This is a genomic window from Albimonas donghaensis, from assembly GCF_900106695.1.
In the GTDB taxonomy this organism is placed as follows: domain Bacteria; phylum Pseudomonadota; class Alphaproteobacteria; order Rhodobacterales; family Rhodobacteraceae; genus Albimonas; species Albimonas donghaensis.
In genome coordinates this window covers 1-14,382 of the sequence record NZ_FNMZ01000004.1, presented here as the reverse complement: position 1 = coordinate 14,382, position 14,382 = coordinate 1, and the positions used below count along the sequence as shown (strand labels likewise).

Genomic DNA, 14,382 nt, shown 5'->3' with positions numbered 1-14,382 from the left:
GGAACGGCGGCCGGCGTCGAGGCGGACGCCGGACGTTCAGGACCGGCCGGCGGCCCGGGGCGCGGGGGGGCGGTGAATGCGACGCTCCCGCTGCACGATATAGAGGCCCGAGCCCAGGATGATCGCCACCCCCAGCCAGGTGGCGGCGTCGGGGAAGTCGCCGAAGACCAGGAAGCCCATCGCCGTGGCGCCCAGGATCTCGAGATACTGGAACGGCGCCAGCGTGCGCGCTTCGGTCCGCCGGAAGGCCTCGCCGATCAGCGCGAAGCTCAGCGCGGCGCAGAGACCCGAGCCGGCGATCGCCCACCAGCTCCAGCCGGGCAGGGTGGTCAGCGGCAGGCGGATGTCGCCGAATGTCGCCAGGGCGCCCACGGCCAGCAGGGAGATCCCCGCGGCGACCAGGGTCGCGCCGCATTGCAGGTTCAGCACCGGCGTATGGGCGCCGGCCTTGCGCAGCACGACCATGTTGAGCGCGTAGCAGGTCGCGGCGATCAGCGGCAGCAGCATGGCGGGGCCGAAATCGGCGCCGCCGGGCCGGATCACGACCAGCGCGCCCAGCAGGCCGACCGCCACCGCCGCCAGCCGGCGCGGCCCCGGCGGCTCCCCCAGCAGAGGGCCGGCCAGCAGGGTCAGCAGCAGCGGCTCGACGAAAAAGATCGCGATGGCGGTGGCGATGGGCATCACCGCGAAGGCCGAGATCAGGCTGGCCAGCATTCCCGCCACAAGGCAGCCCGAGAGGACGGCCCCGCGCGTGAACGCGAAACCGGCGCCCCGCCCGTGCAGGAGCGCCGCCGCCGGCAACAGAAAGGCCCCCTGGGCCAGCAGCCGGAACAAGGTCACGGCCAGCGGGTCCATCTCGGCGGCCAGCAGCTTGGACAGGGTGTCGCCGACCGGCAGCAGCAGCATCGCGGCGGTCATGAAGATCATGCCCGGATCGACGCCCGCGGCGCCGCGAAACGAAAGGAACGGAAAGCGGAGGACAAGGGTCATCGCCACGACTCCATGCTCGACCCCCGCCGGAACAGGGCGGGGCATCCGGGCGTTCAGGACGAAACCGGGGGCGACCGACGCGGAGGGGGGATGCGGCACGCCCCGCCCGCTGGCGTTGTCGAGGCGCGACGCCATCGCGGCCTTCGGGCGAGCGATAGGTCCCCGGCATGGGGCGGGTCAAGCCCGCCGCCGCCGTGACGACGGCGACGCAAGACCGCGCCCTGTCCCGCTGGCAAGCGTCCGTGGGACAAGCGTCCGTGGGGCCAGCGTCCGTGTGGGCGAGCGGAGGTCAGCCGCGCTTCAGTCGCGCCAGTTCGGCGCGCAGCGCCTTGCGCTCGGCGAAGTCGTCGGTGACGTCGCGCATGATGGCGGCCACGCCCTGCATTTCGCCCTCCGCGTCGGTCAGCGGCAGGATCGAGAACTGCACCGAGATCGTGCGCCCGTCCTTGCGGATCGCGGGAACCGACAGCAGGTCGCCGGCCCCGTAGCGCGTCCGCCCGGTGCGCATGGTCTGGTCGTAGCCTTGCCAGTGGCGGGCGCGCAGCCGCTCGGGCGTGATGATGTCCAGGCTTTCGCCCAGAGCTTCGGCTTCGGAAAAGCCGAAGATGCGCTCGGCCGCCTTGTTCCAGACCCGGATCGCGCCCTCGCGGTCGGAGACGACCAGCGCGTCGGACATTTCTTCGACCAGCCGGGCGCCGAGGGTCTCGGGGGCGAACAGGTCGACGGGGGTGTGGTCCTGGCTCATCGGGGGGCTCCTTCCCTTGCTGCGGCGCGGGCTGCGCCGGACTCGGGCTCTCGGCGCGCATTGGGCGGCGTCGATGGTCTCGAGGCGTTGTCGCGTGGTCCGTTCGGGGACCTCGCGGTGACGGCGACACTAGGGGAATCGCGCGTCGGCGTCCTCGCCAGGATCCATAACCTGCGCGGACCGACTTCCGCGATCGCTTGGCCCCCGCTACGTCGTTCCGGCCCGCAATCGCCGCAGGATGCCGAGGATCACCCGCTGTTCGTCCACCCGCGGCACGCCGTGAGACTTCTGCGGCGGCGGCGGCGGCTGGATGGATCGCGCATTCCCGGTCGCTCAGGTCGTGACGGCGCAGCGAAACCTCCTCCTCTCGGACGATGAATCGAATCCGAGCCGTCAGGAGGCTCCCGCTCATGGGGCCAGAGCCGAGGCGCGACGATTCCCAAGGGGGGGCAGTCAACAGCCCGACTTGAGGTGCGCGGAACTAGGTATTCGCACTCGTGAATGTCACGTGATGCGCACGGGCGCGCGCGATGGCTCAGATCGCTCCCACCGTAAAGGTGAGGGACGAACTGAGGGCCGCTATCGCGCCCGGTTCCGGCTATTAATGTGGTTTCATGCCGTCAGGCGGGCATGGTGGCGGAGAGACAGGGACTCTTCGCTCAAAAGCCTAAGCAACTGATATTCAATAGAAAATCGACATGATGTGGCACAATTCACCTTGTTGTCCGTCACGGACCTCATAGCGGAAACGCTCAGGCACTTCAATTCCATTGCCCGTGCGCAGCGCCGATCACGACGCCAGATGCGCAGTTGAGCCGACAGGCCAGTGGTCAGGCCGTCGCCGCCCGAAGGCCCCGCAAGAGGCCCTCAGCGCCATCAGGAGGGCGCTTTGCAAGCGAGACGCGGAACTGGGAGGCTGGCATCTGGAAGGGCCTTTGGGGGCTTCCCAGCGCGAGGCGGGCGGGACCATGGATGGACTGCTGATGTTGGGGACGCAGCTTGATCAGGAGGACCGGCTCCACCTTCTCGGCCGGCGACAGCGCCTCCGACATCCCGACATCCGCAGATGAGCGGCAGCAAGACGGTGCCGTCAGCCGAGGGCCACGTCGACTACCGTGCACATTCCGCCCGCATCGGGGGACGAGCGTCCCCACCGACCAGATCTGACGGACCCGCCGGCGGATGCCTCCGACATCCCGCCCCCCCTCATCCCAGCTTCCGGCGCAGCTCAAAGGCGCATCAGCTCGGCCGCAGATGCCGCCAACCCCGACACATGGGCGCTGGGGCGGCCATCAAGCAGACGCCCCGCCGGCGCGAATGTCGGCTGCCCCCTCTCCCGCATCCGGGCCGCAGGCTGGCGCATGGTCCCTCGCCCCATGGCTCCCCGACCCCCTCCATCATTGCCTCGATCCAGCCAAGGGACCGGGTCGACACCCTCTGAGGGCAGCGACCGGGGTGACCGAAGTCCGGTGATGCAGGCGTCGATGGTTCATTACTCCGCACCAACGACTACAGAAGCCACCAGCACCTCCTCGCCCTGATCGGCGGCCGAGGCGACCCTTCCCTTGAGCAGCCCCGTCATGCGGCTTGCCGAGCGACGCGGGTTTCGTGCTCTTCCGAACCCGACCGTGATCAAATTTCCCAAATGATTTGAGGGAGATACGACCCCCATCCTTAGAAGAGGAAGGAGGGGGACGACGGGGTTCTGGTGGGTCAGGTCACCCCAACCACATTCAATGATCGGACCAAGATGATCACCTCCACCATGCACCCCCACCCCCACTCCCGTCCTTCCAAGCCCATGCCCGAGATTACCGTGGTCGACGCCATCATGGGGTCGGGAAAGACGACCTGGATGATGAAGAAACTCGAAGACGAGGTCACGCGCGCCAAAGGCCGGCGGCTTCTCGGCGAGGTCGACGCGACGCGCTACATCTACGTCGCCCCTCTGCTGAAAGAAGTAGAGCGGGTCATCCGGTCATGCCCGACCGTCGGGTTCCGTCAACCGCTCCAGCTCGGCTGCCGCAAGGCCGACCACCTGCTGGAGCTTCTCGCTTCGGGAGAGAACATCTGCACGACCCACGCCCTGTTCCGGGCCTTGACGCCCGAGCATGTCGAGTTGGTCCGCAGGCGTCGCTATGTCCTGATCATCGACGAGGCCCTGACCACGGTGGAGGAATTCAAAATCACGCCGGGCGACCGCAAGCTGCTGTTTGGCGGAGGCCTGATGAGGGTCGGAGATGACCGGGGCCGGCTCACTTGGAACGACGCAGGCTCATCAGCTTACTACGGCAAGTTCTCGACGGAGCGGGGCCTCTGCATCCAAGGCAGCCTCCACCAAAGCCCCGCGGGTCCATTGATCTGGGAGTTCCCGATCAGCGCCCTGGAGCCCTTCGCCGAGGTCTTCGTCCTCACCTACCTGTTCGAGGGGTCGCTGATGGAGAGCTGGTTCCGTTCGCATGGGGTTCGGTGGGCGCGGAAGACGGTGCACGAGGGCAGGCTGATGGACCGCAGCGCGGTGGATGACCGTCCGCGGCTGGCTCAGATCGCTCGGAACCTCGAGATATACGACGGCGAGTCGAACCGGGTCGGCAGCCCCCGTCAGAAGCCCGGAGCGCGCCGCTCACAGCCGTTGTCGTCCAGTTGGCTGAAGCGGGACAGTGACAATGGGTATGTCGAGGCAAAGAAGCTCCGGGGCGCGGCCACATACTACTTCAGGACGGTCGCGAAGACGAAATCCCGCGTGAATGCCTGGACCACCTTCAAAGACCACCGCGAAGCGCTGCAGGGCGAGGGCTACACGCGGGGCTTCATCCCGGTCAACGCCAGGGCGACCAACGAACATGCCCACAAGACCTCCCTCGCCTACCTCGCGAACATCTTCCCCCTCCCGGTGCTGGCCAACCACTGCGCGGCGGGAGGCCTGCCCTTCAACGCCGAAGCCTATGCGCTCTCGGAGATGGTCCAATGGATCTGGCGGTCGGCAATCCGCAACGACGAGCCGGTCGAGCTGTTCATCCCTTCGGAGCGGATGCGGGGCCTGCTGCTGACCTGGCTTGAAACCGGGAGGGCTCCGCAGCCCGCGAGCGGATGACGCCCAGCGGCCGAGCGGGAGGGTGGGAGAGCAGCCGTCCGCGGTTGCCCCCTCTCCACCCCCCGGCTGAGGCGACCGAGGGCGCTGGCAAGGCCCCGAACGGCCGCCCTGAACGTCGTCGGAGGCGTCCGCGTCGAGGTTCGCCAAGGCAGCCGGACTTTCCAACCGAAAGATCCGAGCGGGTGAAATCATATCTAAGGGTCCGCGATCTCCCCCCTTGGGGGGTGGTCTTTCTGACGGCGCGGGCGCTTGCGGCTTCGCGGGCGACGCCTCCTGTCACCCGCGGCGCACCGGCTGCGCTCCAGCTGGAATCTCTCACCTGCCGGGGGGCTGTGAGATGTCGTCGATCAGCGGGAGGGCGGGGGGACGGCGGAGGCGTCGGGGCTGCTCGGCCGATTGTCTCGGTGGGGTTTACCTCAGCAAGGCGACTACGCGAGACACGGAATGCGCTCCATAAGGGTGTCTTGTAAATCCATCCCGCACGATTCATGGTGGCTCTAGACCCCAGCAAGACGGAATGCCCACCATGATGATCGCCTACCGCCGTGTCAGCTCCGAGGACCAGAACCTCGACCGCCAGCAGTTCCCCGACGCCGACAAGGTCTTCGAGGAGAAGGCCAGCGGCGCGGACCGCAACCGCCCCGCCCTGCGCGACCTGATCGACTTCGCGAGGGACGGGGACGAGGTCCAGGTTCACAGCCTCGACCGCCTTGGCCGGGACATGCGCGACCTTCTCGACATCATCGAGAAGCTGAACGGCAAGGGCGTTACCGTGTCGTTCGTGACGGAGCGCCTCACCTTCAAAGCCGGCAAGGACGCCGTGGACGACCCCTTCGCCCGCCTCCAGCTCCACATGATGGCGGCGTTCGCCCAATTCGAGCGGTCCATCATCCGCAAGCGTCAGCGGGAGGGCATCGACCGGGCGAAGGCGCGCGGGGTCTACAAGGGGCGTCAGCCGACCATCGACCGCGACGAGGTCGCCCGACTGCGCGGCGAAGGCCTCGGGGCTACCGAGATTGCCAAGCGCCTCGGCATCGGCCGCGCCTCGGTCTATCGTCTGCTGGAAGGCCTGACTGATGTCAGGGTGAAGGTGCAGGGTGGGACGTGATCTGTTGTTTTCGGGAGGTTACGCTTCCTCGCGCAGCCGCTCATAGAGCCCCCCGACCCTGAGCAGCAGGTCCTTCAGCGCAGCCATTTTGGAGGGGCTGTTGAGCGCAACCGCCGTCATCGCCCCGAACTCCTCCTCGTTGCCCAGCACCGCATCCTCGATGCAGTTGTCCAACGTCGGAGAGGAGTCGAACTGGTCGCTCGTGTTGTGCCGGGCCTGAGCCTTAAGCTTCGGGTTCGCAGCCGTAGTGTCCATGAGCGCCCGAAACCAGTTGACCTTGTTCTCTTCGCTGGCCGCCGCCCCGAAGAGATCGTTGAGCTTGTCGATGATCTCGGCCAGCAGCACGGCGTTCTTGTCCTGCACCCGACCACCGCCCACGGCCGTCATGCCGGCAAGCTTCGCCCCCGGCTCGGCCCCGAGCGCCATCGCGGCATCCTCCCGCTTGATCAGGCGATGGTGGGTCAGCTCGACCTCGCCGAGATCCACCACCACCCGGTCCCGTCCGAACTCCAGCAGCGGTGTCAGCAGCCGGTAGAAGATCGAGCGCTTCTCCAGCTCGGTCGACCCGAAATCGAGCACCTGCGAGAGGAACCCGTAGAGGCTGACGTAAGATTGGCAGTCCGACCGGAAGAGGAGCAGCGCATCCATCCTGTCCTTGGCGCTGGCGGCGGTCGCCTCGTCACCCGCACGCAGGGCGTCGTCACGCTCTTGCTTGGCTGCGGCGAACCGCTTCATCAGCCGGTCGGCGACGGGGGCGGCGGCGGCGGACAGCCGCTTGTGCGACGCCTTGGGGGCGAGGGCGGCCTCCACCACTCGGTCGACCTCGTGCTGATCGTAGAACCCGGTGGCGTCCAGCTTGCGGCGCAGGTCGAAGACCAGCTCGGGGTCGGTCTCGGCCGCCATCTCCGCGGTCTCGTAGTAGGTCCGGAAGGCCTTGAGCACGTCCTCTGCGCTGTTGGCGAAATCGAGGACATAGGTGGTGGTCTTGCCCGGAGCCCAGCGGTTGAGGCGCGACAGGGTCTGGACCGCCTGGATGCCTGACAGCTTCCGGTCGACATACATCCCGCACAGCAGGGGTTGATCGAAACCGGTCTGGAACTTATTCGCGACCAGCAGCAACTGGTAGTCGGCCCCGTCGAACACCTTGCGGATGTCACGGCCGCGCAGGCCGGGGTTCAGGCGCTCGCTCTTCTCGGTCAGGCCCTCCCCGCCAGCCTCATCATCCTGCACCTCGCCCGAGAAGGCCACCAGGGCCCCCAGCTTGTAGCCCTGGTCCGCGATGTAGCGGTCGAGCGCGAGCTTCCAGCGCACCGCCTCCTTGCGCGAGTGGACCACGATCATGGCCTTGGCCCGCCCTCCCAGCAGCGGGGCGACGTTGCGTCGGAAGTGCTCGACGATCAGCGCCACCTTCTGGCTGATGTTGTAGGGGTGCAGGGCGACGAGCCTCATGAGCTCATAGGTGGCCTGCTTCTTGTCCACCTTCGCATCGCCCGCCCCCGCCAAGGCGTCCTCCAGCTCGCCGTTCTCGGCGCGCTGGGCGAGCTTGAAGGCCAGATCGTAGGGGGTGTAGTTGCGCAGGACGTCGAGGATGAAGCCCTCCTCGATGGCCTGCCGCATCGAGTAGACGTGAAATGGGCCAGGAAGGTTATCCGGTCCGCCGGGCTGCGCAGGGTCCGGACGCCGCCCGAAAAGTTCGATGGTCTTGCCCTTGGGCGTGGCGGTGAAGGCCACGTAGGTGACGCCGGTCTCTCGCGCGCGTGCCGTCATCTGTGCGTTCAGGATGTCCTCGGCGCTCAGCTCGCCGCCATCCTCGAGCGCCTCCCGCTCCTCCGCCGACAGCATCTCCTTCAGCTTCGCCGCCGCCTGTCCGGTCTGCGAGCTGTGTGCCTCGTCCGCGATCACCGCGAAGCTCTTGCCCTCGGCCGCGGTCAGGGCGCGCACCTGCTCCAGCGCGAAGGGGAAGGTCTGGATGGTGCAGACGATGATCTTCTTGCCGGCCTTCAGCGCCTCAGCCAGCTGCCCGCTCTTCGACCCGCCCTCGCCCTTGATGGTCTCGACCACGCCGGTGTTGCGCTCGAAGCTGAAGATGGCGTCCTGCAGCTGACCGTCGATCACGCGCCGGTCGGACACCACGATCACCGTGGCGAACATCTTGCGGTCCTCGGCGTCGTGAAGGTCCGCCAGGAAATGCGCGGTCCAGGCGATGGAGTTGGTCTTGCCCGACCCCGCCGAGTGCTGGATGATGAAGCGGCCCCCCGGCCCTTCCTCCCGCACCGCCTTCACGATCTTCCGAGTGGCGTCGAGCTGGTGGTAGCGGGGGAAGATCAGCTTCCTGATCTCGGACTTGTCGTCGCGTTCCTCGATCACATAGCGGCCGATGATCTCGAGCCAGCTTTCCCGCGCCCAGACCTCCTCCCAGAGGTAGGCCGTCGCGTGCCCGTTCTTGTTCGGCGGGTTGCCGGCCGCCCCGCGGTCGCCCTGGTTGAAAGGCAGGAAGAAGGTCTTCTCCCCCTCCAGCTTCGTGGTCATCTTCACCGCGGAGTCCGACACCGCGAAATGAACGATGGCCCCGCCGGGGAAGCCGAGCAGAGGCTCCGCCCGCTTCCCCTTGGGGTGCGGGGGGCGGTCGAGCCGATACTGGTCCACGGCGTTGTCGACCGACTGGGTGAAGTCGGTCTTCAACTCGGCCGTTGCGACGGGGATGCCGTTGAGGAACAGGACCAGATCAATCGAGTCCCCCGCGTCCACCGCATAGCGCACCTGCCGCACCACGCGCAGACGGTTGGCCGCGTAGAGCTCCAGCAAGCGGGGCGTGCGCCCCATGGCCGGGCGGAACTGGGCGAGCTGCAGCTCCCGCCGCAGGCCCACCATCTCGATGCCCCGCCGCAGGACGTGGACGGCGCCTGAGCGGTCCAGAGCGCGCCGCACGGAGTCGCAAAGCTTGTCAGCGGCCGATGCCCCCCAGGTCCCCTCAAGCCGCTCCCAGGCGTCAGGCTGCGTCTCCCGCACCCATGCGACGAGGTCCTCGGGGAACAACGCCCGCTCGGCATCGTAGCGCTTCGCGTCGCCCTCATCGTAGAGCCAGCCGGCCGCCGCGAGGGAGGCGCAGATCTCGTCCTCAAGACCGATCTCATGGTGGACGTTCATGGCGCGCTCCCCCTGCAACGCCCCCAGGCGTGCTTCGCATCAAACAACCCGGCCCAGGAACCTGCAGGAACTTCAATGGGCTGGCATTGAGCCTGTCACTCGGCCGCCCCACTTCATCAAACAACCATCAAACAAAGTCAGGCCCAGTGGGGCGTATACCGAGCGTTCCGCTTCCCCTGGCTCGGGTCAACCGGCTTGATGACCCCCGCCTCCAGCGCATCCCGGATGATACGGGACGCCGCCGCCGCGTTCTTCGGGTCGATGCCGAAGCGGTCCCGCAGGGTCGTGTTGGTGATCGGCTCATGCGAGACCCAACGTAAGCTTGCATGAAGGTAGCGGGCATGGACGCGCAAGTCCTTGTCCATCTCCCGAAGCTGCCGATGCGCGAACATCGTCGCGACCGAGCAATCCCCGGACACCGCCCAGCTCGGCGGCGGCAACTGAAAAAGCTCGGTCTGCTCCACCACCTTGTCGATTCCGCTGCCCCGCTCCTCGCACAGGCCCGTCCGCCACAGGATGCGCGCAGCTCACCCCCTTACAAGGCGGAAAGGGAACGTAGCCGCACTCATCTAGAGCTACACGAGCTCTCTAACGTCCACCGCTCCGCCAATCAGGGCTCCAATCGCGGGGAGCGCACTCCTAGCGGCACTGAGAATTCGCCTTCTTCTCATGTGGTTCGCCACATGCATATTGACATATTCACGAAATTCTTGCCCTTCGGAATTGCTTTCTATTTGGCATCTTCTGGATATATCAGCAATTCTTCCAATTTCTTCCAAAAATTCTGGCCTACTCCTTCCTCCGAGCTTGAGGTAGAAGAACTCTTGGTCCATTGCTCTAAAGGCAACGCAAGGAAGATCTGCGAACCCGATCTCCAGCCTGTCTATGATCGCAGCCGCAAGTTGGATTCCAAAATCTTCGGGGCGAACTTTCTCGTGCAACTGATAGCCGACGCGACGTCCAGATTGAATAGGAAGCAGTAAATGCCAGGAATCTCCAGCATGCAAATCAAAACCACGCCTTGCCTCAAGTATCCATTCTATTTTTTCAAGATTGTAGGCCCTATCCAAAAATACACCCACTAGAGATCTCTTATTTTCGATCTCCCTGATCTGCTCTTCCGTGATAATCGCCAACATTGATCAAATATCTCCTAACATATATCTAGGCCCATTGGCTGTGCGTGCCTTTCGGCGGCGAGCTCTACTTTGCCAGCTACGAACGAAAACTTCTTTGCGAGCGTCGCTCACCATCAAGAAGGCGAATCTCCAGCGCATCATCTTGATTTATTGCTTCCGCAATAATCTCCATCATCATCCGCTTGCCCTCGATCAGGGCCTCGGCCAAGCGGAGATGGATGCGCGGCTGGCAGTTGAGGAGGAGCCAGCTTACCAGCTCCTGCGCGCCGACCTTGGCCCGTCCGGGGTCGAAGTCGGTTCCGACCACGTCGCGCGTCGCGTCCTCCACGCCCCAGACCACGTAGCCGCAGGACCGCCCCTCGAGCGTCGCGCCGTTGGACAGGGCGGAGAGCAGGCGGCCGATGAGGTCGGGGTCCTTGTTGTTCTCCTTGAACTCCAGCCACGCGAGCTCCCGTCCACGGGCGCGCAGGGCCTGGACGAGGCGCAGGGTGTGGGAGCCGGGCTCGCTCATGCGGCCTCCGTCGCCTCCGCTTCGTCGCGCACGTCGATCTTGCCGGTGACGGCGGCGGAGATCAGGGCGGCGCGGCGTTCGAGGAGGAGGGAGACGGCGCGCTCGGCCTCGGCGGAGAGGGCGTCGAGGCGGCCGGTCTGGGCGTCGACGTAGGCGACGATGGCGGCTTGCTCGTCGAGAGGGGGGAGCGGAATGGGAAATTCCACGATCTGCTTTGGGCTTATGTGGGGAACACTCACGCCAGTGGTCTCAGGAAGGAAATGGTGAACAAAGGCATCGGTGGCCAGCAGGCTTTCAAGGTAGCGGCTGTGAAGCGCCGGCTTAGGTCGAATACATGCCACCCGCTGAAGCAGCAGGCATGGTAGATCTTTCGCTGAGATGCGCGCAACTCTGACGCCGGCACTGATCCAAGGACGGTCCATGCCTAGGACCAAGTCCCCATCCTCCAGCTCAAAGCCCTCAAGTCCGTCGTTCTCTTCTCTTGCCCAATAGACGACATCATCCCAATCGATACGCCCTACCCCAACATTCGTGCCTCTCAGGAGGCGTTCGCCGTCACCCCCATGCAGGAAGCCCGTGGAGGGGAATGCGAAGCCTGAGATCACCTTGATGTAGAATCCGGCTTTTGTGCGCACCCAATGCGCCGGGATGTCCCCCAGCCAGTCGACGCCGGAGGGTTTGAGGGGGGCGGCGGGGTTCAGGCCTCGGGTGACGGCGTGGGAGATGACGGCGCGGCGCTTCTCGGCCAGCAGCGCGATGAGCCGCCGCTGCGCCTCCACCAGCCCGTCGATCTTCCCCACCTCCCGGTCGAGGAACGCGGCGATGGCCTGCTGTTCGGGGAGAGGGGGGAGGGCGAGACTGAAGTTGCGGACGAAGATGTCCGGAACTCGCTTCTGACCGCCTGCGCCATACATCGCGGCCTCGCCAGTCCGACGAAAAATCGGGGAGCCGAGCAGGCGCGCCAGAAACGCGGGGTCGGTGGTATCCGGCCGGGCGCGGAGAACCGTAAGCTCGGTGGTGCCGAACGCGATGCCGCCCACCAGATCTCGCATGATCGCCCCCTTGCCGTTCTCGAAGCACGGGGTGATCTTGGCGAACGTAACGTCGCCTTCACGCATGTAGGTGTAGCCTGACGACACCTCGGATACCGGCCGCGTCTGAGACAAGCTCAGCTCGCCGCGCTCGCCGACAGCTTCCATGGGAACGAAGCTGACTTCCGCGTCCTCGCGCAGGTCAGTAACCTCAGTGCGTGATGGATTGAGTGTCACGGCAAATCGCAGCCGGGTCAGCCGCCAATGCGTCGGAACCTCCCCCAACCATTCCACCCCGCTGTCGCGATACTCCGCATAGCGCTTCGTCATGCCGGAGAACCATCGCCGGCAACCGCAAGAATGATGCGCGCCGCCTGCCAGATATCGGTAACCTTGAAGCATGTCAGCGGCTTGGTCTTGTCGAAAAAATCTTCCTTGAACAGCCTGCGGTCCGGCATGGTCGCAAAGTATATGTTCGGGTCATAGGGTTCAAACGGGATGCCTTCCAGACTGGCGCCCCTGAGGTCGCGGTCGTGCACCCAAATATTATGAAATCTCACCATATTTAGTTGAAATGCAAGCGATGAGTTTCCGCGCGTTGCGCAACATCTGAGTAATCCATCCGGCGGAATTACTGAGCGTATAGACAAGTTTGGGTGACTAGTCAGCATAGCCACGACAGCGTTGCTGGTTGCCTTGTGATCAAGGACGGGAAGACCATCGTATCTCATGACGCCAGCTCTTCGATCATCCGGCGGATGTTCGCGGTCACGGCGTCGAGCTCGGCGTCGATCTCCTCCAGCGGCCGGGGCGGCTCGAACACATAAAAATTCCGGTTGAAGGGAATCTCGTAGCCGACCCTGGTCTTGTCCTCGTCCACCCAGGCGTCGGGGGCGTGGGGCAGCACCTCGCGCGCCATGTAGGCGGCCACGTCCTCGGTCAGGGGCACGTTCTCGGTGTCGCGCAGGGCCGGGTCGGGCATGGGCTCTCCCTTGCGCTTGCCGCGCTGAACGGTGACCACCGCGCCGTCCGCGTCACGGAGCGGACGCTCCACGGTGATCTGCCGGTAGCCGAAGGACTCGTTGCGCAGGAGCAGCGACAGGGGGGCGAGCTTCACCCGACCGCCCTCGGGGGCTGCGGGGGGCGTGTCGTCGTCGGTCACCACGGCGCGCTCGACCTCCCGGCCCTCGGCGTCGAAGACGGTGGCGAGGCGGGCCTCGAAGCAGCCGCCGAAGAGGTTGGCGACGGTGGCGATGTGGTCCTCCGACATCTGCCGCCGCTTCGCGCCCAGCGACTTGCGCATCTTCACCCAGAAGGAGGAGGCGTCGATCAGCTGGACCAGTCCGCGGCGATGCTCGGGCTTCCGGTTGGTCAGGACCCAGACATAGGTCGAGATGCCGGTGTTGTAGAACATGTCGGTAGGCAGGCCGACGATGGCCTCGACCAGGTCGTTCTCGAGCACGTAGCGGCGGATTTCGCTCTCCCCGCCCCCGGCCCCGCCGGTGAAGAGGGGGGAGCCGTTGAGGACGATCGCGAAGCGGCAGCCGCCGTTCTGGGCGAGCCGCATCTTCGAGAGCAGGTGCATGAGGAAGAGGAGCGAGCCGTCCGAGACCCGCGGCAGGCCGGGGCCGAAGCGGCCGTCGTAGCCCTGCTCCTTGTGCTCCTTGGCCACCACCCGCTGGACCTTCTTCCAGTCCACGCCGAAGGGCGGGTTGGAGAGCATGTAGTCGAAGCGCTCGGTCGGGTGGCCGTCCTCGGAAAGGGTGTTGCCGTTGACTATCTTGGAGACGTCCTGCCCCTTGATCAGCATGTCGGCCTTGCAGATGGCGTAGGAGAGGGCGTTAAGCTCCTGCCCGTGCATGACCAACTGGGCGTCGGGGTTGTGGTCGGCGAGGTATTCGTCGGCGACCGACAGCATGCCGCCGGTGCCCGCTGTGGGGTCGTAGATGGTGCGCACCACCTGCTTGCCGTCGAGCACGTCGTCATCCTCGGTGAACAGCAGGTGGACCATGAGGCGGATGACCTCGCGCGGGGTGAAGTGCTCCCCGGCCGTGTCGTTCGAGGCTTCCGCGAAGCGGCGGATGAGCTCCTCGAAGACGAGGCCCATCTGCATGTTGGTGACTTTGGAGGGGTGCAGCGGGAAGTTGGCGACCTGCTGGACGACTTCGAGGAGGAGGTCCTCCTTGCGCAAGCGGTCGACCTGGTCGGCGAACTCGAACTTCTCGAAGATGTCGCGGACGGCGGGGGAGAAGCCGTCGACATAGGCCAGCAGGTGGGCGGCGACGTTGTCCTGGTCGCCCGCGATGCCGGCGAGGTCGTTGTCCACGGCGTTGTAGAAGGTCAGGCCGGTCTTTCGCAGCACGTAGGGTTCCGGGTTGGTCCCGGCGGCGACCCGCTTGTTGTGTTCCTCGATGGCGACCGCGCGGGTGGGCTCCAGCACGCAGTCGAGCCGGCGGAGGACGGCGAAGGGGAGGATTACGCGCCCGTATTCCGACTGCCGGTAGTTGCCGCGGAGGAGCTCGGCGAGGGACCAGATGAGGTTGGAGAGCTCGCTTTGGTCGGCATGGGACACGGGGGAAATCTCCTGGAGTTCGGACCGACCGGATAACCGGGGCAC

General features: G+C 65.7%; 11 protein-coding genes. 2 read left to right on the top strand and 9 right to left on the bottom strand.

From position 1 onward, the window contains the following. Nucleotides 1-36 precede the first annotated feature (36 nt). Together BLV24_RS12220 and BLV24_RS12215 are read right to left on the bottom strand one after the other, a co-directional pair. Nucleotides 37-990, bottom strand: a complete 954-nt coding sequence (locus BLV24_RS12220) for a DMT family transporter (protein WP_245710545.1) — start codon at nt 988-990, stop codon at nt 37-39. Nucleotides 991-1,279: 289 nt separating this feature from the next. After that, nucleotides 1,280-1,735 (bottom strand): PAS domain S-box protein, encoded by a 456-nt coding sequence (locus BLV24_RS12215; protein ID WP_092682141.1) that lies wholly within the window; start codon nt 1,733-1,735, stop codon nt 1,280-1,282. 1,750 nt (nt 1,736-3,485) lie between these two features. On the opposite strand from BLV24_RS12215, the gene BLV24_RS12205 reads away from it, so the two are divergent. Beyond that, nucleotides 3,486-4,829, top strand: coding sequence for a DEAD/DEAH box helicase family protein (locus BLV24_RS12205; RefSeq protein ID WP_092682137.1), 1,344 nt, complete (start codon nt 3,486-3,488; stop codon nt 4,827-4,829). Between the two features lie 517 nt (nt 4,830-5,346). After that, a complete protein-coding gene (locus tag BLV24_RS12200; RefSeq protein WP_218133404.1) occupies nt 5,347-5,937 on the top strand; it encodes a recombinase family protein in 591 nt (196 codons plus the stop codon). Between the two features lie 18 nt (nt 5,938-5,955). Here the strand turns inward: BLV24_RS12200 and BLV24_RS12195 are convergent, their stop codons facing one another. From BLV24_RS12195 to BLV24_RS12170, 7 genes are all read right to left on the bottom strand, one after another. Further along, on the bottom strand, nt 5,956-9,084 hold the full coding sequence (locus BLV24_RS12195; protein ID WP_092682133.1) for a type I restriction endonuclease subunit R: 3,129 nt from the start codon (nt 9,082-9,084) through the stop codon (nt 5,956-5,958). 137 nt (nt 9,085-9,221) lie between these two features. Beyond that, nucleotides 9,222-9,599, bottom strand: coding sequence for a transcriptional regulator (locus BLV24_RS12190; RefSeq protein ID WP_342707996.1), 378 nt, complete (start codon nt 9,597-9,599; stop codon nt 9,222-9,224). Nucleotides 9,600-9,659: 60 nt separating this feature from the next. Beyond that, nucleotides 9,660-10,223 (bottom strand): hypothetical protein, encoded by a 564-nt coding sequence (locus BLV24_RS21585; RefSeq protein ID WP_143040304.1) that lies wholly within the window; start codon nt 10,221-10,223, stop codon nt 9,660-9,662. A gap of 76 nt (nt 10,224-10,299) precedes the next feature. Next, a complete protein-coding gene (locus BLV24_RS12185) occupies nt 10,300-10,734 on the bottom strand; it encodes an AlbA family DNA-binding domain-containing protein (RefSeq protein ID WP_092682129.1) in 435 nt (144 codons plus the stop codon). Then, the gene (locus BLV24_RS12180) at nt 10,731-12,095 is read right to left on the bottom strand and encodes a restriction endonuclease subunit S (protein WP_143040303.1); all 1,365 of its coding nucleotides are present in this window, start codon (nt 12,093-12,095) and stop codon (nt 10,731-10,733) included. Before BLV24_RS12180 ends, BLV24_RS12185 begins: the two co-directional genes overlap by 4 nt. Next, nucleotides 12,092-12,304, bottom strand: coding sequence for a hypothetical protein (locus tag BLV24_RS12175; RefSeq protein WP_143040302.1), 213 nt, complete (start codon nt 12,302-12,304; stop codon nt 12,092-12,094). Before BLV24_RS12175 ends, BLV24_RS12180 begins: the two co-directional genes overlap by 4 nt. Nucleotides 12,305-12,492: 188 nt before the next feature. Continuing rightward, nucleotides 12,493-14,337: a type I restriction-modification system subunit M gene (locus BLV24_RS12170; RefSeq protein WP_092682122.1), complete on the bottom strand. Its 1,845-nt coding sequence runs from the start codon at nt 14,335-14,337 to the stop codon at nt 12,493-12,495. Nucleotides 14,338-14,382 lie beyond the last annotated feature (45 nt).

Bases quoted from the DNA above. Each gene is read 5' to 3' on its own strand.
- BLV24_RS12220 (WP_245710545.1), bottom strand. From the start codon at position 990: ATGACCCTTGTCCTCCGCTTTCCGTTCCTTTCGTTTCGCGGCGCCGCG.
- BLV24_RS12185 (WP_092682129.1), bottom strand. From the start codon at position 10,734: ATGAGCGAGCCCGGCTCCCACACCCTGCGCCTCGTCCAGGCCCTGCGC.
- BLV24_RS12205 (WP_092682137.1), top strand. From the start codon at position 3,486: ATGATCACCTCCACCATGCACCCCCACCCCCACTCCCGTCCTTCCAAG.
- BLV24_RS12215 (WP_092682141.1), bottom strand. From the start codon at position 1,735: ATGAGCCAGGACCACACCCCCGTCGACCTGTTCGCCCCCGAGACCCTC.
- BLV24_RS21585 (WP_143040304.1), bottom strand. From the start codon at position 10,223: ATGTTGGCGATTATCACGGAAGAGCAGATCAGGGAGATCGAAAATAAG.
- BLV24_RS12195 (WP_092682133.1), bottom strand. From the start codon at position 9,084: ATGAACGTCCACCATGAGATCGGTCTTGAGGACGAGATCTGCGCCTCC.
- BLV24_RS12200 (WP_218133404.1), top strand. From the start codon at position 5,347: ATGCCCACCATGATGATCGCCTACCGCCGTGTCAGCTCCGAGGACCAG.
- BLV24_RS12180 (WP_143040303.1), bottom strand. From the start codon at position 12,095: ATGACGAAGCGCTATGCGGAGTATCGCGACAGCGGGGTGGAATGGTTG.